Raw genomic sequence first — 23,767 nt, forward strand, 5'->3', positions numbered from 1 at the left:
TGGACAGCTGGGGCCGGAGCTTGCGCAGCCGGTCGTCGGCACGGACCTGGACCCGGCCGCGGCCGTAGGCGTCGCGGTGTCCCCACCGGCCGGGGACGTCGAGCAGGGCGAGGTGGCCGATGCCGACGGGCAGGGCCGGGTCGACGACGAGGTGGTCGTCGACGGCCTGCAGGCCGAGCATGGTGCCCAGCAGCAGCAGCGGAGTGCCGGTGGACCAGGCCTGGGGGCTGCACGCGGTCGGATACGGGACGGGGTACTTGGTGACGGAGCGGTCGTAGCCGCAGAAGGCTTCGGGCAGGCGGCCGTTGAAGAACTCGGCGGCGTCGAGGATGCCGGCGGCGACCCGGGCGGCCTCGTTCTTGTAGCCGTAGCGGCGTAGGCCCCAGGCGATGAACGAGTTGTCGAACGGCCAGACGGTGCCGACGTGGTAGCCGACGGGGTTGTAGCGCTGCTCGCCCTCGGCCAGGGTCCGGATGCCCCAGCCGGAGTACAGCCGGGGTCCGAGCAGGTGTTCGACGATGTGGTGGGCGCGGCGGCGTTCGACGATGCCGGACCAGAGCAGGTGGCCGATGTTGGACGACAGGGCGTCGACCTGCGTGCCGTCGCTGTCGAGGGCGAGGGCGTAGTAGTTGCGGTCCTCGATCCAGAAGTCGCGGTTGAAGCGGCGTTTGAGGTCGGCGGCCTCGGTGTCGAGGCGTTCGGCGAGGGTGGGGTCGTTCCAGACGACGCGGGCCAGGCGGGCGGCGCGCTTCATGGCGTCGTAGGCGTAACCCTGCAGCTCGCAGGTGGCGCGGGGGAAGCCGGGCAGGCGGCCGTCGGTGTAGGAGATGGAGTCCCAGGAGTCCTTCCAGCACTGGTTCTCCAGGCCGGTGTCGGGGTTGCGGGTCTGGTACCAGACGTAGCCGTCGCCGCGCAGGTCGGCGTACTGGTCGAGCCAGGCCAGCGCCGCACGGGCCTCATATTCGAGGTCGCGGACCAGTTTGGTGTCGCCGCTCCAGCGTTCGTACTCGTCGAGCAGGATCAGGAACAGCGCGGTGCTGTCGGCTGACCCGTAGTAGGGGGAGTGGGGGCGTTCCTCGAAGGCGGTCAGTTCGCCGTAGCGCATCTCGTGCAGGATCTTGCCGGGGTCCTCGTCGCGGAAGTCGTCGACGCGGCTGCCCTGGCGCGCGCCGAGTTCGGCCAGGGTGGTCGCGGCCAGCGACGGCGCGTACGGCAGGGCCTGCAGGCTGGTGAGGATGCTGTCCCGGCCGAACATGGTCATGAACCAGGGCAGGCCCGCGGCGGGCAGGGTGCGCTCGCCGGAGGTCATCGGGGCGAAGCGCAGTGCGGCGAGGTCGGTGAGGCTGCGCCGGTAGGTGTGCTTGAGCGGCTCCCAGTCGCATTCGAGCTTGGGCGCCTCGGACAACCACTCGTGGAGGTCCTCCTCCATGTCCTTGCGGGTGTGGGCGGCTTCGCGGCGGGCGGTGACGCGCTCGTTGACGGCCCAGCCCCACAGCGAGCACTGTACGTGCAGTTCGGTGGTCCAGCTGCCGTGCGGGCCGAGGTGGACGGTGTAGGTGATGCCCTGGTCGTCGATGGCGGCGGCAGGGGTGTGGGCGGTGTCGCCGTGCTCGTCGATGTGGGTGGACGCGGCGGTGTTGATGAGGGTCTCGCGGCGGTACGTCTCGCGTTCGTAGCCGAGCAGCAGCAGGTTGTCCCCGATGCGGGCGTAGTACGTGCCCTTCTTCTTGAGGTGGTCCTTGACCTCGAACAGGTCGGCGAAGTCGGCGGAGGCGTCCAGGCGCAGGGTGAGGTCGACGGGGGTGGCGCTGTGGTTGAGGATGGTCAGTTCCTCGCGGAACCCGTCGAGGACCTCGCGGCGGCGGATGATCGACAGGGTCGCGTCGACGTACACCGTGCCGGTGCCCGGGACCAGGAAGAACCGGGTCTCGAAGTAGTGCAGGTCGTCGGTGGACAGCGGGTTGAGGCGGTGGCCGTCGAGGGTGAGGATCCAGCGGGACAGGTAGCGGGTGTCCCAGGAGAACAGGCCGTTGGGTTCGGTGGGTGAGGCGTCGATGTCGCCGGCGGTGTCGCTGACGACGAACGTGTTGCCGTCGAGGGTGCTGACAGAGCCGGTGGTGGTCATCTCGGGTGCCTCCGGGTTGCCGGTGCGGGCGTGGTCGGCCGCCCGGGGAACAGCCGTTGCAGCATGACGATGAGGTGCAGTTCGCCCTCGACGTTGATCTGGCCGCGCAGCACGGCGGCCATGGTGTTGACCCGACCGGTGATCATGCCGTCGAACAGGGACTTGGCGACGTGCACGACGCAGTCGGCGGGTTCGCCGCCGCGGCTGACGTCGATGTGGCCGTGTTTGATCGCGACGCGCCAGTGTTCGGCGTGCCCGTTGTCGGCGAGGTCGAACCGGATCGTGCCGGTGGTGGCGCGCAGCAGCGGGTAGCGGCCGTGTTCGGCGAGGCTGTGGAAGTAGTCGGCGGTGGCGTCGCTCACCGGGATGCTCCCGGGGTCGCGGCGGGTGCGGCGTAGCTGACGCCGAGCCGCCCGGCGAGGTGCTCGCCGACGCGCAGGGCGTTGGCCATCGCGGTCAGCGCCGGGTTGACCGCGCCGATGCTCGGGAAGAAGCTGGTGTCGACGACGTACAGGTTGTCGAGTTCGTGGGCCTTGCAGTGCGCGTCCAGCACGCTGGTGGCGGGGTCGTTGCCGAACCGGCACGTCCCGGCCTGGTGGGCGACCCCGGCGATGGGGATGTCGGTCTTCATGTACGCGAACCGGTGGATCAGGTGGTCCTCGTGCAGCCGCATCGACCCGAGCATCGACTTGAGCTGGTGGTAGAGCCGCTTGGCGGCGGTCGGGTTGCTGGGGCTGTAGTCGAGCACGATGTGCCCGTCGCGGCTGACGGTGATGCGGTTGTCGGCCTTGGGCAGGTCCTCGGTCGACAGCCAGAAGTCGACGGCGTGCCGGGCGACGTCAGCCAGCGCCCAGGTCGGGGCGAGCTTAGTCGCGAGGGGCTTCTCGCCGCGGTACATGTCGGGCTCGGATTTGCCGATCATCTGGATGTTGCCCATGGGGTAGTCGAAGCCGGGGCCGCGGAAGTAGAAGTCGTTGAGGCCCAGGGTCTTCTGGAACCGGGTCTCGTTGGGTTCGCGCGACAGGGCGAGCACGGCCTGCGACAGGTGGAACATGTAGTTGCGCCCGACCTGGTCGGAGCTGTTGGCCAGGCCGTGCGGGTGCAGGTCGCTGGCCGACATGAGCAGCAGTTTCGCGGAGTTCGCCGCGCCCGCCGACACCACGACGATGTCGGCGGCGTAGCGCTCCTCGTGGCCCTCGTGGTCGACGACGACCTGGGTGACGGCGGTGCCGGCGAGGTTGGTCTCCAGGCGTACGGCGTGGGCGTGGGTGAGCAGGGTGACGTTCGGGGCCTGCAGCGCGGGCCGTACGGCGAGGGTCTCGGCGTCGGACTTGGCGTGCAGCGGGCACGGGAACCCGTCGCAGTGCTGGCAGCGTACGCAGATGCTGTAGGGCATGTTCTGCTCGTTGAGCCGCACCCCGACGGGCGCGTGGAACGGCCGGTATCCGGCGGCGGCCAGGTCGTCGGACAACTGCTGGATACGCGGCTCGTGGTGCAGCGCCGGGAACGGGTACGGCCCGGACGCGGGCGGCTCGGTGGGGTCCTCGCCCCGGTTGCCGTGGACCTCGTACAGCTGCTCGGCCATGGTGTAGTACGGCTCCATCTCCTCGTAGGAGACGGGCCACGCGGGCGACATGCCGTCGTGGTGCTGGAGCTGGCCGAAGTCCTCGCGGCGCAGCCGGTACAGGGCCGCGCCGTACAGTTTCGTGGCCCCGCCGACGTAGTAGTGGACCTGCGGCTGGAAACCGTTGCCGTGCTTGTCGTACCAGGTGTCCTTGGAGATGTAGCGGTTGTCGACGAACACCTGCGCGGTGTCCCAGTTCTCGGGTTCGCGGGGCAGCCAGTCGCCGCGTTCGAGCAGCAGGATGCGTTTGCCGGACGGGGCGAGGTAGCGGGCAAGGGTTCCGCCGCCCGCGCCGGTCCCGATGATGATCACGTCGTAGGCGTCCATCACAGTTCTCCCCACCGCTGCGCGAGAATGGTCGTCCCGGTGGCCCCGGGTGCGAAGGTCACGGCATCTTGCCGGGCGGGTTCTTGTCGACGAGCCACGGGCCGCGCCAGCCGTGGCCTGCGACGAGCTTCTCCGCGCCGGGCGGACCCCAGGTGCCCGGGGCGTAGGACTCGATCGGTGACGGGGCGTCCAGCAGCGGCTGCAGGATGCGCCAGGTCTCCTCGACGCCGTCCTGGCGGGTGAACCGGTTCGCGTCCCCGATCAGCGCGGCGTGCAGCAGCACCTCGTACGGCGTCGGCCCTTCACCGCCCTCGGTGGCGAACTCCATGTCCAGGGTGATCGGCTCGGGGCCGTCGCCGTCGGCGCGGCGGGCGTCCAGGCGCAGCCGCGTGCCGGTGGTCGGGTCGAGTTTGATGATGAACTGGTCCGGTTCGGGGACCATCCCGGCGAACGCGGGCAGGCCCAGCCGTGGCGGGCGCTTGAACACGACCCGGAACTCGGTCTGCGTCGCGGGCAGGCACTTGCCGGTGCGGATGAAGAACGGCACGCCTGACCAGCGCCAGTTGTCGATCTCCAGTTTCAGCGCGGCGTACGTCTCGGTCGTCGAGCCGGGCTTGACGCCGTCGATGTCCTGGTAGCCGTCGTACTGACCGCGCACGTAGTTCGCCGGGTCGGCGTCCAGGACCGCGCTCCACAGCGCCGTGCTGGCGTTCTTGACCGCGTCGGGGTGCCGCCCGGCGGGCGGTTCCATCGCCCCGCCGGCCAGGACCTGCATCAGGTGGTTGACGACGACGTCGCGCAGCGCGCCGACGGGGTCGTAGAAGTGGCCGCGGTCCTCGACGCCGAAGTTCTCGGCCATGGTGATCTGCACGCTGTCGACGTAGGAGCGGTTCCACACCGGTTCCAGCATCGTGTTGGCGAACCGCAGGTACACCAGCTCCTCGGTGCCCATCTTGCCCAGGAAGTGGTCGATGCGGAACAGCTGCGCCTCGGTCAGGTACTGGTGCAGCTGCCCGGCCAGTTCCCGGGCCGAGGCCAGGTCGCGGCCGAACGGCTTCTCCACCACGACCCGCCCGCCGCGCACGACCCCGGCCTCGGACAGGCCCTTGACCACGGCCGCGAACAGCGACGGCGGGATCTCCAGGTACGACACGGGCGTCGCCGCGTCACCGACCGCGGCCGCGACCCGCTGGTACAGGCCCGCGTCGGTGAAGTCGCCGGACACGTACGACAGCCGGGACGCGAACCGCTCGAAGACCGCGTCGTCGATCGGCTCACCGGTGGCGGCGATGCACTCGCGGGCGTGCTCGCGCAGCTTGTCCACCGTCCAGTCCTGTCCCGCGACCCCGATGATCGGGCAGGTCAGCAGGCCGCGCCGGTCCAGCCGGTACAGCGACCGGAACGTCATCACCCGGGCCAGGTCGCCGGTGATGCCGAAGATGACGAAGACGTCCGCGGGCGCGGGCGTCACGGGTGCGGTCATGACATCTCCACGTGGGTGCTGCGCTCGCTCACGCCGCTCATCTTTCCAATATCGGTATTCAGTCGGGCTGATACCGCAAAACGCACATTTCTGGGACAGCGGCGTTGCGAGCATGAACAGGTGCTCCCTCTGCAGCCCCTGGCCCTCGCCCTGACGCTGACCGCGAGCCTGCTGGCAGGCCCGGCCGCCGCGCCGACCCCCGCTCCGGCCCCGTCACCGCTGCCGCAGGGCGACCAGCCGGTACGGCTCGACCCGGCCCGCTTCACCACCCGCGTCGACAACCCGTACCTGCCCCTGGCCGTCGGCGGCCGGTGGAGCTACCTGGCCACCGGCCCGGACGGCGACGTGCGCACCGAGGTCACCGTCGCACCCGGCCCCGACGTCGCGGGCATCGCCACGGTCGCGATGCGGTCGGTGAGCACCGACGCCGGTGGCGGCCTCATCGGCGACCTGACCGGCTGGTACGCCCAGGACGGCGACGGCAACGTGTGGCTGCTGGGCGAGTCCGCCCGTGACTACGCCGCAGGAACCCTCACCGGCGTCGACGGATGGCAGGCCGGGGCCGAAGGAGCCCAGGCGGGCGTCGCGATGGCCGCCCGGCCCGTGGCGGGGCAGTCCTGGCGGATCGCCTACAGCCGTGGCCGTGCCGAGGACACCGCCCGGGTGCTGAGTGTCGGCGAGCAGGTCAGCGTCGCCGCCGGAGCCTACCGGGACGTGATCGCCATCGAGCAGACCTCGCCGCTGGAACGCGGGGTGCGGCTGCGCCGCCTGTACGCCCCGCAGGTGGGGCTGGTGCGGTCGGAGACCTCCGCCGCCGACCGCACCGACCTGGTGGCCTACCGCAAGCCCTAGACCGTGGCCCGCGTCCCGGCCATGGCCATCGTCCGGAAATCATTCGGCAGCTGCTGCATGACGTGGTCGAACGTCTCGTCGCCCAGGTCCTCGCGCAGCGCCGTCATGACGCCGCGCACCCCGGACTCGGTGTCGCGTTCGTTGAGCCCGGTGCGTTCACGCACCCGGCGCAGCATCTCCGGCAGGTCGAAGCACTGGATGCGCTCGCTGGGCGGCAGCGCGTCACGCAGACCCTCGTGCAGGTGCGCCGCCAGATGCCGGTTCTCGCCGTTGCTGAGCCGCGCGGCCAGGCACTCCAGCGTCGCGCGGGTGGTGTCGGCGGCTTCCTCGACGGTCAGTCCCGACAACTCGGCGACCTTGCGAAAGAACTGCTTGTCTCCCATACGTTCCCTCCCGTAATCGATCAACACGGTCGGGGGTGATTCATCAACACCCTAAGCCCACATGCCCTCTACGCCACCCTTTACACCGTTTCACCCCTCCTCTTTCGGTGGCGTCCCGCGAGGGCCGCCCCGGATCGCCGAAAGCGGCATGGAGCTGCGGGAATCGATGACATCCTGAGGTGTCCACTCCATGCCGGTCGCCGGCGCGGCAGGGCGCAGGCGACCGGGCGTCGGCCGGAGGCGCCTTGTGAAAACCACCCGAACGACCACACGCGTCCCATCGGCGCAGGATCTGTACACCGTCGATGTGTTCACCGTCGTCAACGGGTCCCCGATGCAGTGGCGCGTCGACACCCGTACCACCCTGCTGGAGGCGTTGCGCGACACCGCGGGGCTCACCGGCACCAAGCGCGGCTGCGACCAGGGCGCCTGCGGGGCGTGCACGGTGCACGTCGACGGCAAGCGGGTGCTGTCCTGCCTGACGCTGGCCGCGCAGGCCGACGGGCGGCAGGTAACCACCATCGAAGGCCTGGCCGGTGACGACGGCCCGCACCCGCTACAGGAGGCGTTCCTGCGCCACGACGCGTTCCAGTGCGGCTTCTGCACCCCGGGCCAGCTCATGTCCGCCGCGTGCCTGCTGCGCGAGGGCCGCGCGGGCAGCGATGCCGCCATCCGCGAGTACATGTCGGGCAACCTGTGCCGCTGCGGTGCCTACGACAACATCGTCGCGGCGATCCGCGACGTGGCGAAGGGAGCCGACTGATGCGCGCGTTCCTCTACGACCGCCCCACCGCCGTCGACGAGGCCGTCGCCGCGGTCGCCGCCGACCCGCAGGCCGCGTTCCTGGCCGGCGGCACCACCCAGGTCGACCTGATGAAGGACGGCGTGTGGACCCCGGACCGGCTGGTCGACATCACCCGGCTGCCGCTGCGCGGCATCCTCGTCGAGAGCCAGCAGCTCAAGGTCGGCGCGCTGACCACCATGGAGGAGCTGGCCGCCGAACCCGTCGTCGCCCAGCGCCTGGCGTTCGTCCGTGAGGCGCTGCTGCACGGCGCGTCGGTGCAGTTGCGCAACATGGCCACCATCGGCGGCAACCTGCTGCAGCGCACCCGCTGCCGCTACTTCCGCGACCCGACCGTGTCGGCCTGCAACCGGCGCAGCCCCGACTCGGGCTGCGCGGCCGTCGACAACGTCGCCCGGATGCACGCGATCCTCGGCGTCGACGAGCGCTGCATCGCCCTGCACGCTTCCGACGTCGCGGTCCCGCTGATCGCGGTCGACGCCAGCGTGCTGGTCAACGGGCCGGCCGGGCAGCGGCGCATCCCGCTGACCGAGTTCTGGGTACGCGCCGACGAGGGCCCGTCGATCGAGAACGTGCTCGGCCACGGCGACCTGATCACCGAGATCGACATCCCGCTGCTGCCCCAGGGTTGGCGCTCGGGCTACCTGAAGGTCCGCGACCGGGCCTCCTACGAGTTCGCGCTCACCTCGGCCGCGGTCGCGCTGCAGCTGGACGGCGACCTGATCGCCGACATCCGGATCGCGCTCGGCGGCGTCGGCTCGGTGCCGTGGCGGGCCCGCGAGGCCGAGGAGATGCTGCGCGGCACACCCGTCGACCCGCTGCGCTTCGAGCAGGCCGGCCGGGCCGTGATGGCGTCGGCGTTCACCGTGCCCGGCACCGCGTTCAAGGTCGACCTGGCGGTCCGGACGCTGAGCCGCCAGCTGCTCACGATGACGGAGGCCAAGCGATGACCGCCACGCAACCCGACCTGGGCACCTGGGTCGGCAAGGGCATCGACCGGGTCGAGGGCCCGCACAAGGTCACCGGCACCGCGCCGTACGCCAGCGACGTCACCCTGCCCGGCATGCTGCACGCCGTCGTGGTGACCTCGACCATCGCCGCCGGATCCATCGTGAAGATCGACTCCAGTGCGCTGCTGACCCTGCCCGGCGTACGGGCCGTGTTCACCCACGAGAACTTCCCGCGCCTGAACACCCCGACGCAGGTGCTGTTCGGCGAGGCCCCGGTCGTGCCGATGCAGGACGCCCGGATCGCCTTCCATGGCCAGGAGGTCGCCCTCGTCGTCGCCGACACCCCGCAGGAGGCCACCGAGGCCGCCCGGCTGCTGGAGATCACCTACGCGGCCGAGCCGCCGCTGCTCGACCCGGCCGGTCAGCGACGCGAAACACTGCCTTCGTCACCGGACACCTCGCGCGGCGACACCGACGCGGGCTGGGCCGCCGCCGATGTGCGCGTCGGCGCGACCTACCGGACCCCGGAGAACACCAACAACCCGCTCGGGCTGATGGGCTGCGTCGCCGTCTGGGACGGCGACCACCTGGAGATCCACGACAGCACGCAGGGCACGATCGCGCTGCGTACGATCCTGGCGGGCATGTTCGGCGTACCCGAATCCGGCGTTCGGGTGCGCGTGCCCTACCTCGGCGGCGGCTTCGGGGCGGGGCTCAACCAGTGGCCGTACAAGATCCTCGCCGCCGGTGCCGCCCGCGAACTCGGCGTCCCGGTCAAGCTGATGCTGACCCGGCCGCAGATGTTCCGGCTCGTCGGGCACCGCCCCAACAGCGAGCACCAGGTGCGCCTAGGCGCGGCCCGCGACGGCGGCCTCACCATGATCGAGCACCGGGCCACGTCGCTGTCGTCGATGGACTTCCCCGCCGTGGGCCTGCTCACCAGCGGCACCCCGCACCTGTACGACTGCGCCAACGTCGCCACCGTCGAACGCACCGTACGGCTCAACCGCCGCTACCCGACATCCATGCGCGCCCCCGGCGAGGCCGAGGGCAACTGGGCGGTCGAGACCGCCATGGACGAACTCGCCCACGAACTCGGCATGGACCCGCTCGACCTGCGGCTGCGCAACCTCGCCACCGAACGCGACCCGGCCACCGGCAAACCGTGGTCGTCGAACGCGGTGATCGAGTGCTGCCGCGTCGGCGCGGAACTGTTCGGCTGGTCGCGGCGCGACCCACGGCCCGCGTCGACCCGCGAGGGCGACCTGCTCATCGGCCAGGGCATGGCCGCCTGCGGCTTCTTCGCGTACATGCCCATGTCCCAGGCCCGCGTCACCATCTACGCCGACGGCACCGCCGCCGTCAGGTCCGCGGCCACCGACATCGGCACCGGCACGTACACCATCATCACGCAGGTCGCCGCGGACCTGCTCGGCCTGCACCCGCAGCAGGTCGACTTCCAGCTCGGCGACAGCGACATGCCCGCCTCGGCCCACTCCGGCGGCTCCGGGCTGGCCTCGTCGCTGTCCAACGCCGTCATCGACGCCGTGTCCCACCTGCGCGGCGAGCTGCTCGCGCTCGCCGGACCGGACTCGCCGCTGCACGGGCTCGCCCCCGACGACGTGGTCTGCCGTGACGGCGCGCTGTGCCGCCGCGACGACCCGTCGGCGCGCGAGCCGATCGCCGACCTGCTCGCCGGGTCGGGCCTGGTCGAGCTGGCCGCCGACGGCCGCCTGCGGCCACCCGAGGGCGCGGCCAGGGACATGGTCCACGCCGCCGCGTACGGGGCCCGGTTCGTCGAGGTCGCCATCGACCCGATGATCGGCCGGTTGCGGGTGCGCCGCGTCGTCACCGTGACCGACGGCGGCCGCATCCTCAACAAGAAGCTCGCCCGCAGCCAGATCCTCGGTGCCACCGTCGGCGGCATCGGCCAGGCCCTGTTCGAGGACACCCTGACCGACCCCGGCACGGGCCGGGTCGCCAACGGCACCTTCGGCGACTACCTGGTGGCCGTCAACGCCGACGTGCCCGACGTCGAGGTCGCCTTCGTCGGCGAACCCGACCGCTACACCCCGTCCGGCACCAAGGGCATCGGCGAGATCGGCCTGGTCGGCGTGGCCGCCGCGATCGGCAACGCCGTCTTCCACGCCACCGGCCGCCGCGCGCGCGACCTGCCGATCACCGTCGACCAGCTGATGATGTGAGGCCATGACCACCAAGACCACCTGGCGGGCGTACGAGGTCGACGGCGAACTCAGCACCGCCGACAAGAACCGCCTGCCCAAGTCGGTGTTCGCATTCCCGGACAAGCGCAAGCTGCCGCTGACCGACGCCGAGCACGTCCGCAACGCGCTGGCCCGCTTCGACCAGGTCAAGGACGTCACCGACGCCGAACGCGACCTCGCCTTCGCCAACCTGCTCGCCGCAGCCAGGCACTACGGCGTCGAGGTCGCCGAGACCGGCTGGCGCCAGCTGGGCCGCCGACCACACACGGACAATTCGGCGCACTGAGCCACGTATCCGACAGGCGCCCGGCGGCGGGGTGCCTGTCGCGTGTGGACGGTCGCGCGGATTCGCGGCGTTCTGGCATGATCGGCCGCATGCAGCCCTTCCACCCCGGCCCCGTCATGCCCTACACCGCGTACCCGATGCCCGTGCCCGTGCCGGAGGGCCACGGCGTACTGGTCGTGAGCTTCAACCGCGGCCCGTACATCGTCTCGGCGGCGTCCACCTCCAAGCTCAAGGTCGACGGCCGGCAGGTGCCGTTCGCCGGCGAGGGCACCTACCACGTGGTGGTTCCGGCCGGACCGCACGAGGTGAAGGTGACCGACCCGTTCGGCATGCCGATGATCAAGACGCGGCTGACCGTGCACCCCGGCGCGGGCCACCAGCTCGCGTTCCGGTTCGGCGGCTGGCGCAACCGCGTCCACGACGGCCAGGGCACCGACGTCACCACGTTCGGCATGTGGTCCAACTACGCCATCATGCTCGTCGTGCTGCCCGCGATCCTGCTGATCTGCTGCGGCGGCAGCGCCCTGCTGGCCAGCCTGTCCACCTCGCCGTGAACGCAGCCGCCCCCGCCGCATGAGTACGCGGCGGGGGCGGGGTGCGCGGCTGGTCAGGCGGCGGTGAGTACGCCGGCCAGGTCGGGCAGGTCGACGGAGGCCTCGCCGAGGGGCTGCAACGGGGTGACGGTGGCGTAGCCGTCGGCGAGCAGGGCCATGTCGGTGCCGGGCTCCAGGTGCGCGCCGGTGTCCTCCAGCGCGGTGCGCACGAAGCCGCTGCCGCGTTCGGCGATGCGCATCTGGACCTGGCCGAAGCGGCCGAACCGGGCCCGGCACAGCCCGCGCACCTGGTCGGCGGGCAGGTCAGGCACGTTCAGGTTGAGTACGGTCTCCTTGGGCAGGCCGTCGAGCAGCGACAGCAGCGCCACCGCGTACGCCGCGGCGGTGTCCCAGTGCCGGTCGTCGTCGGTCAGGTCGCCGTCGGCCAGGTCCAGGGACACGGCCAGCCCGCGGCAGCCGTACGTCGCGCCGGTCAGCGCCGCGCCGACGGTGCCCGAGTGCAGCACCGCCGGGCCCGCGTTCGCACCCCGGTTGATGCCCGACAGCACCACGTCGGGGGCCTCCCCGAACGCGCCCCGGGTCGCGATCAGCGCGGCGAGAGCCGGCGTCCCGGTCACCGCGTACGCGGGCACCCCGTCCAGGTCCGGCAGTTTGCGCTCCTCGACCACGACCCGCCCGTCCTGCGCGACGGCGCTGATCGCGGCGCTGGCACCGCTGGAGTCGCGGGCGGGTGCGGCGACGACCACGTCGAACCCCGCCTGGTGCGCCGCGTACGCCAGCCGGTGCAGCCCGGGGGACTCGATGCCGTCGTCGTTGGTGATCAGGACGCGGGTCATGACCGCTTCACCTCTTCTGCGAGCTGTTCGGGGGACGTGTGACCGCTGCCGCGCTGGCCGGACCCTGGCGGGGGAGCGCCGGAGCCCGCACCGGGCAGCGGGGTCAGCGTCACCCGGGTCGTGAACTGCGAGATCACGTCGGCGCGGCCGGTGCCCAGCCCGTGCCGGGTGACGTTGAGGGCGCCGGCGGCCGCGCCGGTGCGTACGGCCTCGTCGAGGTCGCGGCCGCGGGCGAGCATCGCGGCGACCCCGGCGGTCATCGAGTCGCCCGCGCCGCGGTGGTCGGCGGGTTCCAGGCGCGGCAGCTCGACCTGGCGCACCTCGTCGCCGATGAGCACCAGCGCGGGGTGCTCGGCGCGGCTGAGCACGACCGACTCCGCGCCCTCGTCGCGCAGCCGGTACATGGCCGCGACCAGGCCCGGGATGGTCTCCTCGGTGGCCCGGCCGTCGCGCATGACCTCCTCGTGCGACACCTTGAGCACGTCGACGCCGCCCTCCAGGACGGCGGTCAGGTAGTCCCCGGACAGGTCCGCGACGACCTTGGTGCCGTTGCGGCGCAGGTCACCGGCCAGCCGCCGGTACACGTCGGGTGGGAGGACCTGCGGGTCGGCGACTCCGGCGAGCATCGCGACGTCGGCGCGCAGGCCCTCGGCGAGCGCGACGTTGTAGAGCTCGTCCTGGTCGTGGCGGCTCAGCGGCTGCCCGGGGGCCTGGGCGAGCTCGTTGCGGGTGCCGTCGCGGCGGTCGTGGACGTAGGCGCCGTTGCGGGCGGCGACGTCGATCGCGCCGACCTCCAGGCCCTCGTCGAGGATGAGGTTGCGCACGACGCGGCCGGTCTCGTCGCCGAACGCCGAGCACAGCACGACGCGTACGCCCAAGGATTTGATCATCCGGGCGACCCAGACGCCCTGTCCGCCGGCGTGAAGATGGATCTCCTCCTCATCGCCGACCTGCTCGATGGTGACGGTGAGCTGCGGGGACGGTGAGAACACCATGACTGATTCCGGCATGATCAGCGCTTACCCCGGCGGCCCGGAATCCAATCCTGGCCTGCCCGGTCAGGTGTGCGACGGCGTGAAGGCCTGCCCGGCCTTGCGCAGCAGCGGCACCAGGTCGCGCGGCGAGGCGACGATGACGTCGGTCATCGCGGCGACCTGGTCGCCGGTCTCGGGGTTGGACACCCCGACCCGGAACACCTCGAAGCCGGGGTCGGCCTCGGCGCGGTCGGCGAGCGCGGTCAGCGCGGGCAGGTCGCCCAGGTCGTCGCCGAAGTACCAGACGCAGTCCAGGTCGCGGGTGGCGCTGCGGATGACGCCGCCCTTGTCGCGGCGGATCGGCGGCTTGAGCTCCAGGACCATGCGGCCGGGCAGCGGCGCGAGGCCGTATTCGGCGGCCCGGTCGCCGCCCCAGCGTTCGACCTGGGCGCGCAGGTGCGGCGCGGTGCGGTAGTGCAGCGCGACCGACAGCCGTTTGTCCTCGACCAGGATGTCGGGGTCGAGTTCGGTGACGGCGCGTTTGGCCACGTCGGCGACCGCGGAGATCCACGGCACGACCTCGGGGTCGGTCCACAGGGTGCCGCGTTCGTCGAGCGACTCCATGCCGTACAGGCCGTACAGGCGCACCGGCAAGCCGCCGAAGTGCTTGCGCAGGAACTCCACGGGACGTCCGGACACGACCGCGACGGTGCGGATGTGTTCGGCGATCTCCGCCACGGCCGCGACGGCGCCCGCGACCGGTTCGACACCGGAGGGGTCGTCGCGGATCTCGGACAGGGTTCCGTCGAAGTCGAAGAAGAAACCGCAGTTATGGCGTCTTTCGGCTGCAATACGTAGTGCGTCAGTGACGCTCTGCGATTCGATCACTCGCCTACTCTAGGCCACCCGTGACCGCGGGATCACGTGAAGTACGCGATCATTCGTGTCCAGCCGGTGTAGGGTGTGCGACTCGGTGACGTCCGGGGTCTCCCACTTGCTGATCAGCTTATCGATCACCGCGTCCGGCACCGGAGCCGCCCTGGCCGCGTTGCGCGCCCGCAGCACCGGACCGGGCGCCTCCAGCGCGATCACCTCGACCCGGGCCCCGTAGCCCGCGGCCAGCCCGATGCAGATCTCGCGGTGCTGGCGCGACACGTTCGTCGCGTTCCACACGAACGACCGCCCCGCCCGCAGGTGCCCCCGGGCCAGCTCGTGCGCCGCCGCCGCGACCGCCCGCTGGTCCCCGGCCGGGTGCACGCCCGTCCGCGCCCGGATCGCGTCCAGGCTCACCACCGGCAGCTCCGGCCGGTTCGCGGCCAGCCACGTGTCCTTGCCCGCCCCCGGCAGCCCCGACAGCACCGTCACCGTCATCCGCCTGTCGTCGTACGCGGCATAACGCGGGTCGCGGCCCGGGGTGCGGAAGTACACGAACCGCGCGTGATCCGACGCGAACTCCCACGGCCGGTCCAGCACCCCCAGGTCCGCGCAGTACTCCCGGAACAGCCCGATGCTGTCCAGCACCGCGTCGGCGTCCGCGCACACCCGGCCGCGGATGTCGGCCGTCGCCAGGATCGCCAGGTCGTCGTTGCGGGCCGTCAGCGACACCCGCAGCGCGATCTGCTCCAGATCCGGCCGCTCCAGCGCCCAGAACGGCACCTGGTGGTGGCGCACCAGCGCCGCCACGTGCTCCCGGTCGCCGATCGGCGCGCCCAGCTCCCACAGCACCCGCCGGGCGGTCAGCTCCCCGCGCCGGGAGTGCCCGTGCGCGGTGACCCGCTCGCCGTCGTGCCTGGTGCAGTCGGGCTTGGCCACGTCGTGCAGCAGCACCGCGGCGAACAGCCGCACCTGCTCGGCACGGGGCCGCTCCCGCCACGCCGATAGCGACACCAGCGCCTGCGCCGCCATCCGGGTGTGGGTGAGCACGTCGCCCTCGGCGTGGTGCACCGGGTCCTGCGGCACGCCGGCCAGCCGCCGGATCCACGCGAACTCCTGCTCGACCGCCGCCCAGTCCAGCGCCCAGCCCGGCCCGGCCGGGCACAGCCGCTCAAAGGCCTGCATACAGCACCTCCGGGTCGGCGAGCCGGTTGGCGACGATCGGCCGGTCCGCCCAGTGCGAGCCGGAGTCCAGCACCGCGGTCAGGAAACTGTGCCGCACCCACTTGTAGCGCTCCACGACCCGGCCGCCCTCCTCGACCTTGAGGTAGAGCCCCTCCATCTCGTCGGCCCGATCGCTCTCGGCGGCTGCCCGCTCCGGATCGACGCCCGCCTCCGCGGCCGCAGCAGCCAGCCCGGCACGCCACCCGGGCGTACGGCACACCGACGCCCCCACCAGCCCCGTCAACTGCTCCAGCCGCTCGAACGCGCCCGCGGCCAGCACCGGCACGCTGTGCACCGGCAACCCGGCCAGCAGCTCCCGGCGCCGCGGCGTGTCCAGGAACTCACCCGTGGCGGTGTCGAGCACGTCGAACTCGCAGAAGTAGTGCGGCAGCGCGTCGTAGAACACGGTGTGCTTGGCGTACATCCACTCGCCGTAGCACACGTAGCGGTCACCGAGCCGCTCCCACAGCAGCGGCGCGACCGTCGCCGCCCACGACTTGAGCACCGCGAACTGCCGCTCGCGCGGCCCGCCCGACAGGTGATGGCCGCGCGACTGCAGGCGCAGCACGCCGTCGGCGGTGAAGCTGATCCCGGCGTTCGCGCCGTCGAGCTTCTCCTCGGCGACCACGTGCCGCCCCCGGATACGCGAGAACGGCACCTGGGCCAGGTCCTCGTCGCCCGGTTGCAGGCGCGACCCGGCCAGGTGCGGCGTACGCGGATACTTCACGATCACGCCGTAGTTGTAGCCTCCCGGCACCCGGGCGGGCCAATGGATTACGCACCTGATGGCCCTATCAGATAATGAGCGCTAGTCTATTGGACATGGGTGAGACCAAAAGCTTCTACCTGGCCGACGACGTCGTCGCTTATCTCAGGACGCACGAGAACGCCTCCGCCGAGGTGAACCGCCTGGTCCGGCGCAAGATCGCCCAGGACGCCGAGGCCGAGGCCTACCAGCGCCACCACGGTGTGCCGCTGACCGAGGAACGCCGCCGCCGCGCCCGCCTGTGGGCCCGCGAGCAGCTCGACGCCGCCGCCGAGCGGGCCGAGCACGGCAGCGCCGACCGTGACGAGCTGCGCCGGCGCATGGGCTGGGCGGCGTGACCGAGACCGGCGACGAGAGCACCATCCCGCCGATCCGCCTCATCCTCGACGCCTCGGCGATCCGCGCGTTCGGCGCGCACGAGACCGTGGGCGAGATCATCGGCGAGTTCGACGACGAGGGCGAACTGTTCGCCGTCACGTCCGCGTCGCTGGCCGAGGCCATGGCCAGCGGAGCCGACGCGCACCTGGTCGACGTGCTGCGCACCAACGACAACTGCGTCGTGGTCGAGTCCACCGCCGACTGGCGCAGCCTGGGCCGCTTCATGGACCTCACCCGCCCCGGCCCCGACCGCCTGCACGAGGTCGCCGACTCCGACCTGACCATGCTCGCGGTGCGCACCGACGCCTACATCCTCACCGACCGCCCCGAGCGCTACACCGTGATCGTCGACTCGGTCACCACCATCCAGCTGGAGAAACCCTGGTCCTGACACCCGCCGGGAGACCGTCGGGATAGGCCGGTCGACAGTCTCCCGGAACCGGTATCGCGGCGAGGATTAAAAGGCGCGCGGATGGGTAGTCGCCCGCCATGACGGCGACCGGAATCCTGAGCGCAATCCTTATCGGAATCGTGATCGGCACCCTCGGCCGGCTGGTTCTTCCCGGCCGCCAGAACATCGGGGTAATCGCCACCTTCGTGGTCGGCATCCTTGCCGCGCTGCTGGGCACCTGGGTCTCCCGCCAGATGGGCTGGGAGAACACGTGGCCGGCCCGCCTGGACTGGGACTGGGCCGGGTGGCACTTCACCTGGAGCTGGTCCGAACTGCTGGTCCAGATCGCCTGCGCGGTGATCGGCATCATCATCGCCATGGCCCTGACCCGCACCTTCATCGCCGACGAGGGCGGTCGCCCCGTGCGCCGCCGCCGCCGGAACACCACCACCTGACAGCACCACCGTTGAGCCCTCCGTGGGGGTAGGGAAAGGAGGGGCACCTTCCCATCGCATAGCGATGTAGAAGGTGCCCCTCCTAACGTTTGCGGGTCTTCGGCGTGCCGGCCGCGCGCGCGGTGCGGTGGGCCTTGGCGGGTGCGGCACGCGGGGCGGGCACCTTGCCTGCCGCCGGTCGAGTCCGGCTACGCCCTCCGGGCGGCATCAGCCCGAACCACTGCCCGACCCCCAGCGCGAGTACGACGACATACCCGGCGGCCCAGACCGCGTCCAGGTGGTCCCCGCGCCCGACCGCCGGGCCGCTGAGCAGCGCCGTCACCATGACCAGCACTGCCAGCAGCCGCCACCACGACATGTGGTTGACCGCAGGGGTGCCGCCCAGCGGGGTCAGCACCACACCCCACGGCCGCCGCCGCAGCGTGAAACTCGCCGGCCAGACCCGGCCCCGACCGTCGACGTCGAGCACGGCGACTCCGGCGCGGCGGCGCACCAGCACCCGGTGCTCGCCCGACAGCTCCCGCAGCCACCGTTCCCACACCACCCGCTGGTGCAGCTGCGGCGCGCTGCCCCGGCGCAGGACCGCCCACACGGCGTACCCCGCCGGAGTGACATCGAGGTCCCCGGCCGCCTTCTCGGCGGCCCGATCGCGCTGCGCCGCCTGCGCGCCCTGCGCCAGGTGCACGGTCAACCGGGCCGGCCACGGTTGCGCGCGTGCCGCCAGCAGCCACTGCCCCAACCGCACCAGCCAGGCCAGCGCCAGCAGCAGCCCGAGCGGCACGAGCAGCGCCGCGTAACCGACGGGCCCGGTCCGGTACAGGAACGGCGCGGCGGCCGACAGTCCGACCAGCACCACGACGGTGGCCGTGACGCGGTACGGGGCGGGGACCGGTCTGATCACGACCCGCACGGTAGCGCGCCGGTCAAAGCGACCGCACCGCCGCGTCTCAGTCGCGGGCCAGCGCGGCGGACGCCTCCCGTTCCAGATCCAGGTACTGGTCCTGGCCGACGAACACCTCCACCTGGCTGATGGTGCCGCCGTGGAACTCCGACGGCTGCGGGTACGCCGCGCTGACCGGGTCGCTGCTGTCACGCCCGACGCACAGCCCGTCGCCGCACAGCGAGAAGTACGCGATCTGCGTACGCATCGGCCCCTGCGCGACGACGGCGTCGTCGACCCACAGTTTCGTGTGCCCGAGCGTCTCCTTGTGCTCGCCGACGGACTCCTTGGTGAACTCGACCCCGAGCACGTACCGTCCCGGCTCCAACGGTCCTGATACGAACTGCTGCTCCGGCGGGATACCGAGGAAGTTGTACACGTAGTGGACCTTCCGGTCCCTGAGGAACAGCGCGTGCCCGCCGAACCGCGACCCGTGCGCGAAGATCACCCCGGCGGCGTCCGGGTCGGTGATCTCGACGTTGGCCAGCAGCCGGTACGAGCGCCCCCGGATGTTCGCCGCGATCGCCTCCGGCACCTCTGCCGCGCCGGGGTAGTACACGTACGTGTCGGTCGCCGGGATCGGCTGCGGCCGCGCGTCGGAAAGGATCTCCGGCGGGAGCCGGTCGTCCAGCGGCAGCACCTGATACTTCTCGGCCTCCGACAGCCACAGTTCCCGCAGCTCGGCCAGCTTCTCCGGATGCTGCCCGGCGACGTCGACGGCCTCAGCCCGGTCGTCGTCGACGTGGTACAGCTCCCACCGGTCGTCGTCGAAGTGCCCGAGCCCCGAGGTGGGGCCGTGCACGGTGACGGCTTTCCAGCCGTCGGCCCAGATGCCGCGCGTGCCGAGCATCGCGTAGTACTGCCGCCGCTTGGTCGTCGGCGCGTCCGCGGACGCGAAGCTGTACCGCATCGACACCCCCGGCAGCGGCACCTGCGCGACCCCGTTGAGCGTGTCCGGGAACGTCACCCCGCAGCAGTCCAGGATCGTCGGCACGATGTCGGTGGCGTGATGGTACTGGTGGCGCAGCTCGCCGCGGGCCTCGATGCCCTTCGGCCAGAAGATCACCAGCGGGTCGGCGGTGCCACCGGCGTAGGAGTACCGCTTGAACATCTTGAACGGGGTGCTGAACGCCGCGGTCCAGCCCGTCGGGTAGTGGTTGTACGTGTCCGGGCTGCCCAGGTCCGCCAGGTGGGCCAGGTTCTCGGCCATGTCGTCGGGCCAGCCGTTGAAGAACTTGTTCTCGTTGACCGAACCGTTCGGCCCGCCCTCGGCCGACGCCCCGTTGTCGGCGCAGTACAGGATCAACGTGTTGTCGAGCTGGTCGGTCTGCTCCAGAAACTCCACGATGCGCCCGATCTGGTGGTCGGTGTACTCGGAGAAGCCCGCGTACACCTCGGCCATCCGGGCGAAGAGCCGCTTCTCGTCCTCGGACAGCGAGTCCCAGGACCGGACCGTGTCGTTGGGGTCGAACGTGCCCTCCGGCATCGGATTCAGCCCGGTCAGGGCCGTCCCGGGCGGCAGCACGCCCAGCTCGGTCATCCGCCGCAGCGCCCAGTCGCGGTACGACTCGTACCCGTCGTCGAACACGCCCCGGTACTTGTCGGCCCACTCGGTCGCGACGTGGTGCGGAGCGTGGTTCGCGCCCGGGCAGAACCACATCAGCCACGGCTTGCCCGGCGCGCAGGCGCGGCTGTCGCGCAGCATCTGGATCGCCCGGTCGGCCAGGTCCTTGGACACGTGGTAGCCGTCCTGCGGCGAGTACGGCTGGTCGATGAAGTGGTTGTCCTCGGCCAGCGACGGATACCACTGGTTGGTCTCGCCGCCGACGAAGCCGTAGAAGCGGTCCCAGCCCTTCATGAGCGGCCAGTTCGTCCGGCTCGCGCCCGGGTTGGCCTCCTCGACCGGCACGCTGTGGTTCTTGCCCACCCAGAACGTGTTCCACCCGTTGCGGCGCAGCACCTCGGCCATCGTCCCGCACTCGTCGGGGATGTGCCCGTTGCCGCCGGGGAAGCCGATCGAGCCCTCGGTGATGCAGGCCATGCCGTTCTGGTGGTGGTTGCGGCCGGTCAGGAACACCGATCGGGTCGGCGAGCACAGCGCCGTGGTGTGCCACTGGGTGTAGCGCAGCCCGTTGTCGGCCAGCCGCTGCAGCGTCGGCATCGCGATCCGGCCGCCGAACGGCTCCCACGCGGCCAGGCCGGTGTCGTCGAACAGCACGATGAGAACGTTGGGCGCGCCGTCGGGCGCTCTGGGCGGCTCGTAGGGCGTCCAGTCCGGCACCGAGTCACGCACGTCGAGTTTGATGACACCGTTGAACCCCGGCTGCGCCATACCCCACACGATAGGTGCGGGCGCGCGGGCCGCACCGGCGTTCGCCCATTCCGGTCAGCGCCGCCGGGCGACCAGGTCACGGCGCGTAAACAGGCCCACGACCAGCACCGGCAGGCCCAGCAGCAGCCACAGCGGCCGCCCCGCCCACCACGCCCAGGACTCGATCTCCCCGACCCGCTCCACGCTGTAACCCTCGTTGCCCAGCACGTACGCGTCGACCTGCCGCGACTGCGAGCGCGGCTCCATCTCCTGGTAGAACAGCGTCAGCCGGCCGCGCTCGTCGCGCCCGCCGACCTGCCACGTCGCGCCCTCGCAGTAGAAGTCGGCCCGCGGCCCGCGCCGCCAGATGGTGCTGTGGCGGCAGTCGGCGTCCCTGACGGTCACCTGCACCCGCTCGCCGTAGCGGCCGACGTGGTCGGCGGGGGCGAACTGGCGCATCGCGATCCCGGACAGTCCCCAGCCGACCCCGGCCGCACCGGCCGCGATGACCACGGCCAGCACGATCGCGCCGACCTGCCGCGGCCGCCGGGAGGCACGCGGGGCGGCGTCGAGCAGCGCGTATCCGAACGCCACCGCCGGAATCGCGACGTTGACCATCGTCAGCCCGACCCCGGCCAGCGAGTTCGTGCACAGCACGAGCACCAGCCCGGCCGCGCCCAGCGCCCCGACCAGCAGCCCGAGCCCGGCGACCGAACTGGCGACGACGTCGGCCGCGGTGTTGTCGTCCCCGGCCCGCCCGGCTGCCATCAGGCCGTTGTGCTCCGCCATCGCTGTCCTTCCGACCCGCACACTCTAGAGCCGAGCGGGCGGTACGCGGGTCGCGAGTGGACGGTGCGGCCCGGACCGGCCACAGGCCTGCCCGTCTCGCGGGGGACGGCACCGGGTCAGAGCCAGTCGACGCCCTGGCCGTGCGGCATCGTGAAGGCGACCGGCCGCCCGTCGACGGCCAGCACGAACCGGCCCGGCGGGGCCTGCACCGGCAGCCGTGCGGCGATCTGCGGGACTACGCGGGGCGCCTCGTTGCTCAGCCATACCGTGCCCGGCCGCAGTTCGGCCAGCTGCGCGGTGAACCGGTCGACGCCCGCCTCGTCGAGATAGGCCAGCACGGCCGTATGGAACACGACCAGCGTCGCCCCCGCCGGAGCCTGTGCGGCCAGCCCCGCCAGTGACTCGTTGAGGTCGCCGCGCACCAGCAGCGGCGGCTCGGCGGCGGCGATGGCCGCGGCGGCGCTCAGCCGCTCGGCCCGTTCGGTGTGCTCGGGCCAGATGAGGCTCCGCAGCCAGCGCACATCGTCGGGGTCGGTGACGTCCAGCGGGTTCAGGTCGATGCCCGCCCGCCAGACGACCTGCGGCAGCCGGTCCGGGACCGGAACCGGGCCGTCGACGGCGCAGTCGAGCAGCGGCGCGCCCTGCGGGCCGATCGGCGAACGGTCGCCGTACCGGTACCGGTAGCGGTCCGGGTACAGGCACAGCCCCGCGGACGCGCCGACCTCGATCAGTGCGAGCGGCTGCGGCAGCGCGGCGAGCACCGGCAGCAGCACGGCGCACCGGGCGGCCTCGTTGGTCTGGGTGCTGCGGGCCAGCATCTGCTCGCGTACCGCGGGCCAGTGCGCGACGAGCCAGTCGCGGAACGCCGGGTAGTCACCGACCGGCCCGCCGAGCAGCCGGACCGCGCCGAGCAGGAGGTTGGGCTGGCGCTTGGCCAGTGGCAGCGCGCCGACCAGGGTGAGCACCGCGTCGTCGGCTGCGACCCCGAGGCACAGCCGCTCATAGGACGGCGAGCGCCCGGCGGCCTCCGACAGCGCGAAGTCGCGGTAGGTCCGGGCGAGGTCCTCGTCGGCGCGGGGTATCCCATGCATGCTGCGTACCGTAGGCCGCCGAACCGGCGTCGCGCATCGTGATCAGGACGACATCCGGTGGTACCCGAGCAGCTTGCCCAGCAGCGTGGCCAGCTCGGCGCGCTCCGGTCCGGTCAGCGGTACGAGCAGTCGCTCCTGCACGTCGGCGAGCTGCCGGTCCAGCCTGGCGAGCTGCTCGCGTCCGGCGGCCGTCACGGTGACGATGTTGCGCCGCCGGTCGCCGGGGTCGGGGGAGCGTTCGACGAAGCCGCGGTCGGCCAGCTCGTTGATGGCGGCGACCAGGTCGGACAGGTGGATGCCGCTGCGCCGGCCGAGTGCGGCCTGGCTGGCGGGGCCGTGCTCGTCGAGGGTGGCCAGCACCCGGAAGTGGTACCCGCGCGCATCGGCGCTGGCGAAGCCTTCGTTGACCAGGCGTGAAGCCTGCGCCGCGGTCTGCGTGAGCAGCCAGCTGTGCAGGCCGGCCAGGCGGGTGGGCTCGGACATGTGATCACAGTAACAAGTCGTTCGTGCACCTAACGGTCACCGTCTGGTGTTGAGGTAGCCGATGACCACAGCACCCCACCAGGAGACCTGCGAGATCACGGCGGTCAGCGCGCCCCACAGCAGCAGGCGTACCGGCGGCCGCCCGGCCAGTGACCGTATGCGCCGGTCCAGCACCATCGCCTGCGTTCCGTTGATGACGAGGGCGGCGACGAGGACGAGTTTCAGGATCGTGAAACCCTTGCCGAGGTCCGGCCGCAGCAGGGCACCGCTGCCGATCAGGCCGACCACACCGGACCAGACCAGCAGGTGCAGCCGTGACGTGTTCGCCATGGCCTCGGCCAGGGTCGTGCGGCCCAGCACCCACAGGGCGAAGAAGTAGTCCGCGACCAGGACGGCACCGAACCCCAGGATCAGAAAGCCGAGATGGGCGAACAGCGCCACGTCGTGCAGCGCGGGGCCGGGACGGACCTGGGCCGACAGCCAGACCCCGGCGGGCAGCAGCGCGATGGCCACGGCGGCCGTCGCGACCTGGCGGACCGGTCCGCGGGCGTGCGTACGGCCCGGCGTCGGCACGTCGCGCGTGGTGCCGCTGTCGTCTGGCATGGCCCCTGTCCTCTCCCTGGCCGTTCGCGCGCATCCGGCGGC

Annotated in this window: 24 protein-coding genes and 1 pseudogene; 9 read left to right on the top strand and 16 right to left on the bottom strand. The window is 71.8% G+C overall.

The window, feature by feature from the left end; genetic code table 11:
- Positions 1 to 40: 40 nt before the first annotated feature.
- From HAV40_RS26450 to zwf, 4 genes and pseudogenes are all read right to left on the bottom strand, one after another.
- Positions 41 to 2,125 (bottom strand): annotated as a pseudogene (locus HAV40_RS26450) (amylo-alpha-1,6-glucosidase); the annotation flags it as partial.
- Positions 2,122 to 2,487 carry an SCP2 sterol-binding domain-containing protein gene (locus HAV40_RS26455; protein ID WP_166385847.1) on the bottom strand — a complete coding sequence of 122 codons (366 nt, stop codon included), beginning with the start codon at positions 2,485 to 2,487 and terminating at the stop codon, positions 2,122 to 2,124. The gene HAV40_RS26455 and the pseudogene HAV40_RS26450, both read right to left, overlap by 4 nt.
- The gene (locus HAV40_RS26460; RefSeq protein WP_166385849.1) at positions 2,484 to 4,076 is read right to left on the bottom strand and encodes a GMC family oxidoreductase; all 1,593 of its coding nucleotides are present in this window, start codon (positions 4,074 to 4,076) and stop codon (positions 2,484 to 2,486) included. Before HAV40_RS26460 ends, HAV40_RS26455 begins: the two co-directional genes overlap by 4 nt.
- A gap of 58 nt (positions 4,077 to 4,134) precedes the next feature.
- Positions 4,135 to 5,559: a glucose-6-phosphate dehydrogenase gene (gene zwf / locus HAV40_RS26465; RefSeq protein ID WP_166385851.1), complete on the bottom strand. Its 1,425-nt coding sequence runs from the start codon at positions 5,557 to 5,559 to the stop codon at positions 4,135 to 4,137.
- 120 nt (positions 5,560 to 5,679) lie between these two features.
- Between zwf and HAV40_RS26470 the strand changes: the two genes are divergently transcribed.
- Positions 5,680 to 6,411 carry a hypothetical protein gene (locus HAV40_RS26470; protein WP_166385853.1) on the top strand — a complete coding sequence of 244 codons (732 nt, stop codon included), beginning with the start codon at positions 5,680 to 5,682 and terminating at the stop codon, positions 6,409 to 6,411.
- On the opposite strand, the gene HAV40_RS26475 is transcribed toward HAV40_RS26470, so the two are convergent.
- Positions 6,408 to 6,794, bottom strand: coding sequence for a DUF2267 domain-containing protein (locus HAV40_RS26475; RefSeq protein ID WP_166385855.1), 387 nt, complete (start codon positions 6,792 to 6,794; stop codon positions 6,408 to 6,410). The two genes, HAV40_RS26470 and HAV40_RS26475, sit on opposite strands and share 4 nt — an antisense overlap.
- A 307-nt stretch (positions 6,795 to 7,101) precedes the next feature.
- On the opposite strand from HAV40_RS26475, the gene HAV40_RS26480 reads away from it, so the two are divergent.
- The 5 genes from HAV40_RS26480 (at position 7,102) to HAV40_RS26500 (ending at position 11,611) form a co-directional block, all read left to right on the top strand.
- A complete protein-coding gene (locus tag HAV40_RS26480) occupies positions 7,102 to 7,557 on the top strand; it encodes a (2Fe-2S)-binding protein (protein ID WP_275413526.1) in 456 nt (151 codons plus the stop codon).
- Positions 7,557 to 8,546: an FAD binding domain-containing protein gene (locus HAV40_RS26485; protein WP_166385857.1), complete on the top strand. Its 990-nt coding sequence runs from the start codon at positions 7,557 to 7,559 to the stop codon at positions 8,544 to 8,546. The genes HAV40_RS26480 and HAV40_RS26485 overlap by 1 nt, the downstream gene beginning before the upstream one ends.
- Entirely contained in the window at positions 8,543 to 10,750 is a 2,208-nt protein-coding gene (locus HAV40_RS26490; RefSeq protein ID WP_166385859.1) for a xanthine dehydrogenase family protein molybdopterin-binding subunit, read from the top strand. Before HAV40_RS26485 ends, HAV40_RS26490 begins: the two co-directional genes overlap by 4 nt.
- A 4-nt stretch (positions 10,751 to 10,754) precedes the next feature.
- Positions 10,755 to 11,057 carry a DUF6582 domain-containing protein gene (locus HAV40_RS26495; protein ID WP_166385861.1) on the top strand — a complete coding sequence of 101 codons (303 nt, stop codon included), beginning with the start codon at positions 10,755 to 10,757 and terminating at the stop codon, positions 11,055 to 11,057.
- A gap of 89 nt (positions 11,058 to 11,146) precedes the next feature.
- Entirely contained in the window at positions 11,147 to 11,611 is a 465-nt protein-coding gene (locus HAV40_RS26500) for a hypothetical protein (protein ID WP_239086944.1), read from the top strand.
- 53 nt (positions 11,612 to 11,664) lie between these two features.
- Here the strand turns inward: HAV40_RS26500 and surE are convergent, their stop codons facing one another.
- From surE to HAV40_RS26525, 5 genes are read right to left on the bottom strand one after another with little or no spacing between them, the layout of a single operon-like run.
- Complete coding sequence (gene surE, locus HAV40_RS26505; protein WP_166385865.1) at positions 11,665 to 12,447, bottom strand: 5'/3'-nucleotidase SurE; 783 nt, start codon at positions 12,445 to 12,447, stop codon at positions 11,665 to 11,667.
- Positions 12,444 to 13,457 carry a 1-phosphofructokinase family hexose kinase gene (locus HAV40_RS26510; RefSeq protein WP_239086945.1) on the bottom strand — a complete coding sequence of 338 codons (1,014 nt, stop codon included), beginning with the start codon at positions 13,455 to 13,457 and terminating at the stop codon, positions 12,444 to 12,446. Before HAV40_RS26510 ends, surE begins: the two co-directional genes overlap by 4 nt.
- Positions 13,458 to 13,505: 48 nt before the next feature.
- Positions 13,506 to 14,309 (bottom strand): trehalose-phosphatase, encoded by an 804-nt coding sequence (otsB, locus tag HAV40_RS26515; RefSeq protein ID WP_239086946.1) that lies wholly within the window; start codon positions 14,307 to 14,309, stop codon positions 13,506 to 13,508.
- Between the two features lie 9 nt (positions 14,310 to 14,318).
- Positions 14,319 to 15,479, bottom strand: coding sequence for an AAA family ATPase (locus tag HAV40_RS26520; protein ID WP_166385867.1), 1,161 nt, complete (start codon positions 15,477 to 15,479; stop codon positions 14,319 to 14,321).
- On the bottom strand, positions 15,466 to 16,251 hold the full coding sequence (locus tag HAV40_RS26525) for an RNA ligase family protein (protein ID WP_166385869.1): 786 nt from the start codon (positions 16,249 to 16,251) through the stop codon (positions 15,466 to 15,468). Before HAV40_RS26525 ends, HAV40_RS26520 begins: the two co-directional genes overlap by 14 nt.
- A gap of 89 nt (positions 16,252 to 16,340) precedes the next feature.
- Here HAV40_RS26525 and HAV40_RS26530 point away from each other — a divergent pair, with 89 nt between their 5' ends.
- The 3 genes from HAV40_RS26530 to HAV40_RS26540 all read left to right on the top strand — a co-directional run bounded on the left by HAV40_RS26530 (position 16,341) and on the right by HAV40_RS26540 (position 17,508).
- On the top strand, positions 16,341 to 16,622 hold the full coding sequence (locus HAV40_RS26530; protein ID WP_166385871.1) for a hypothetical protein: 282 nt from the start codon (positions 16,341 to 16,343) through the stop codon (positions 16,620 to 16,622).
- Positions 16,619 to 17,053 (top strand): hypothetical protein, encoded by a 435-nt coding sequence (locus tag HAV40_RS26535; RefSeq protein WP_166385873.1) that lies wholly within the window; start codon positions 16,619 to 16,621, stop codon positions 17,051 to 17,053. The genes HAV40_RS26530 and HAV40_RS26535 overlap by 4 nt, the downstream gene beginning before the upstream one ends.
- A 140-nt stretch (positions 17,054 to 17,193) precedes the next feature.
- Positions 17,194 to 17,508: a GlsB/YeaQ/YmgE family stress response membrane protein gene (locus tag HAV40_RS26540; protein WP_203671919.1), complete on the top strand. Its 315-nt coding sequence runs from the start codon at positions 17,194 to 17,196 to the stop codon at positions 17,506 to 17,508.
- 82 nt (positions 17,509 to 17,590) lie between these two features.
- Here HAV40_RS26540 and HAV40_RS26545 read toward each other — a convergent pair whose 3' ends face one another.
- The 6 genes from HAV40_RS26545 to HAV40_RS26570 form a co-directional block, all read right to left on the bottom strand.
- Entirely contained in the window at positions 17,591 to 18,409 is an 819-nt protein-coding gene (locus HAV40_RS26545; protein ID WP_166385875.1) for a hypothetical protein, read from the bottom strand.
- 46 nt (positions 18,410 to 18,455) lie between these two features.
- Complete coding sequence (locus HAV40_RS26550) at positions 18,456 to 20,780, bottom strand: arylsulfatase (protein WP_166385878.1); 2,325 nt, start codon at positions 20,778 to 20,780, stop codon at positions 18,456 to 18,458.
- A gap of 54 nt (positions 20,781 to 20,834) precedes the next feature.
- On the bottom strand, positions 20,835 to 21,548 hold the full coding sequence (locus tag HAV40_RS26555; RefSeq protein WP_166385880.1) for a hypothetical protein: 714 nt from the start codon (positions 21,546 to 21,548) through the stop codon (positions 20,835 to 20,837).
- Between the two features lie 116 nt (positions 21,549 to 21,664).
- Entirely contained in the window at positions 21,665 to 22,639 is a 975-nt protein-coding gene (locus tag HAV40_RS26560; protein ID WP_166385882.1) for a DUF2332 domain-containing protein, read from the bottom strand.
- A gap of 42 nt (positions 22,640 to 22,681) precedes the next feature.
- Positions 22,682 to 23,122: a MarR family winged helix-turn-helix transcriptional regulator gene (locus HAV40_RS26565; RefSeq protein WP_166385884.1), complete on the bottom strand. Its 441-nt coding sequence runs from the start codon at positions 23,120 to 23,122 to the stop codon at positions 22,682 to 22,684.
- Between the two features lie 36 nt (positions 23,123 to 23,158).
- Entirely contained in the window at positions 23,159 to 23,725 is a 567-nt protein-coding gene (locus HAV40_RS26570; protein ID WP_203671921.1) for a hypothetical protein, read from the bottom strand.
- Positions 23,726 to 23,767: the final 42 nt, after the last annotated feature.

This window comes from Catellatospora methionotrophica (genome assembly GCF_011297335.1).
GTDB classification, from domain to species: domain Bacteria; phylum Actinomycetota; class Actinomycetes; order Mycobacteriales; family Micromonosporaceae; genus Catellatospora; species Catellatospora methionotrophica.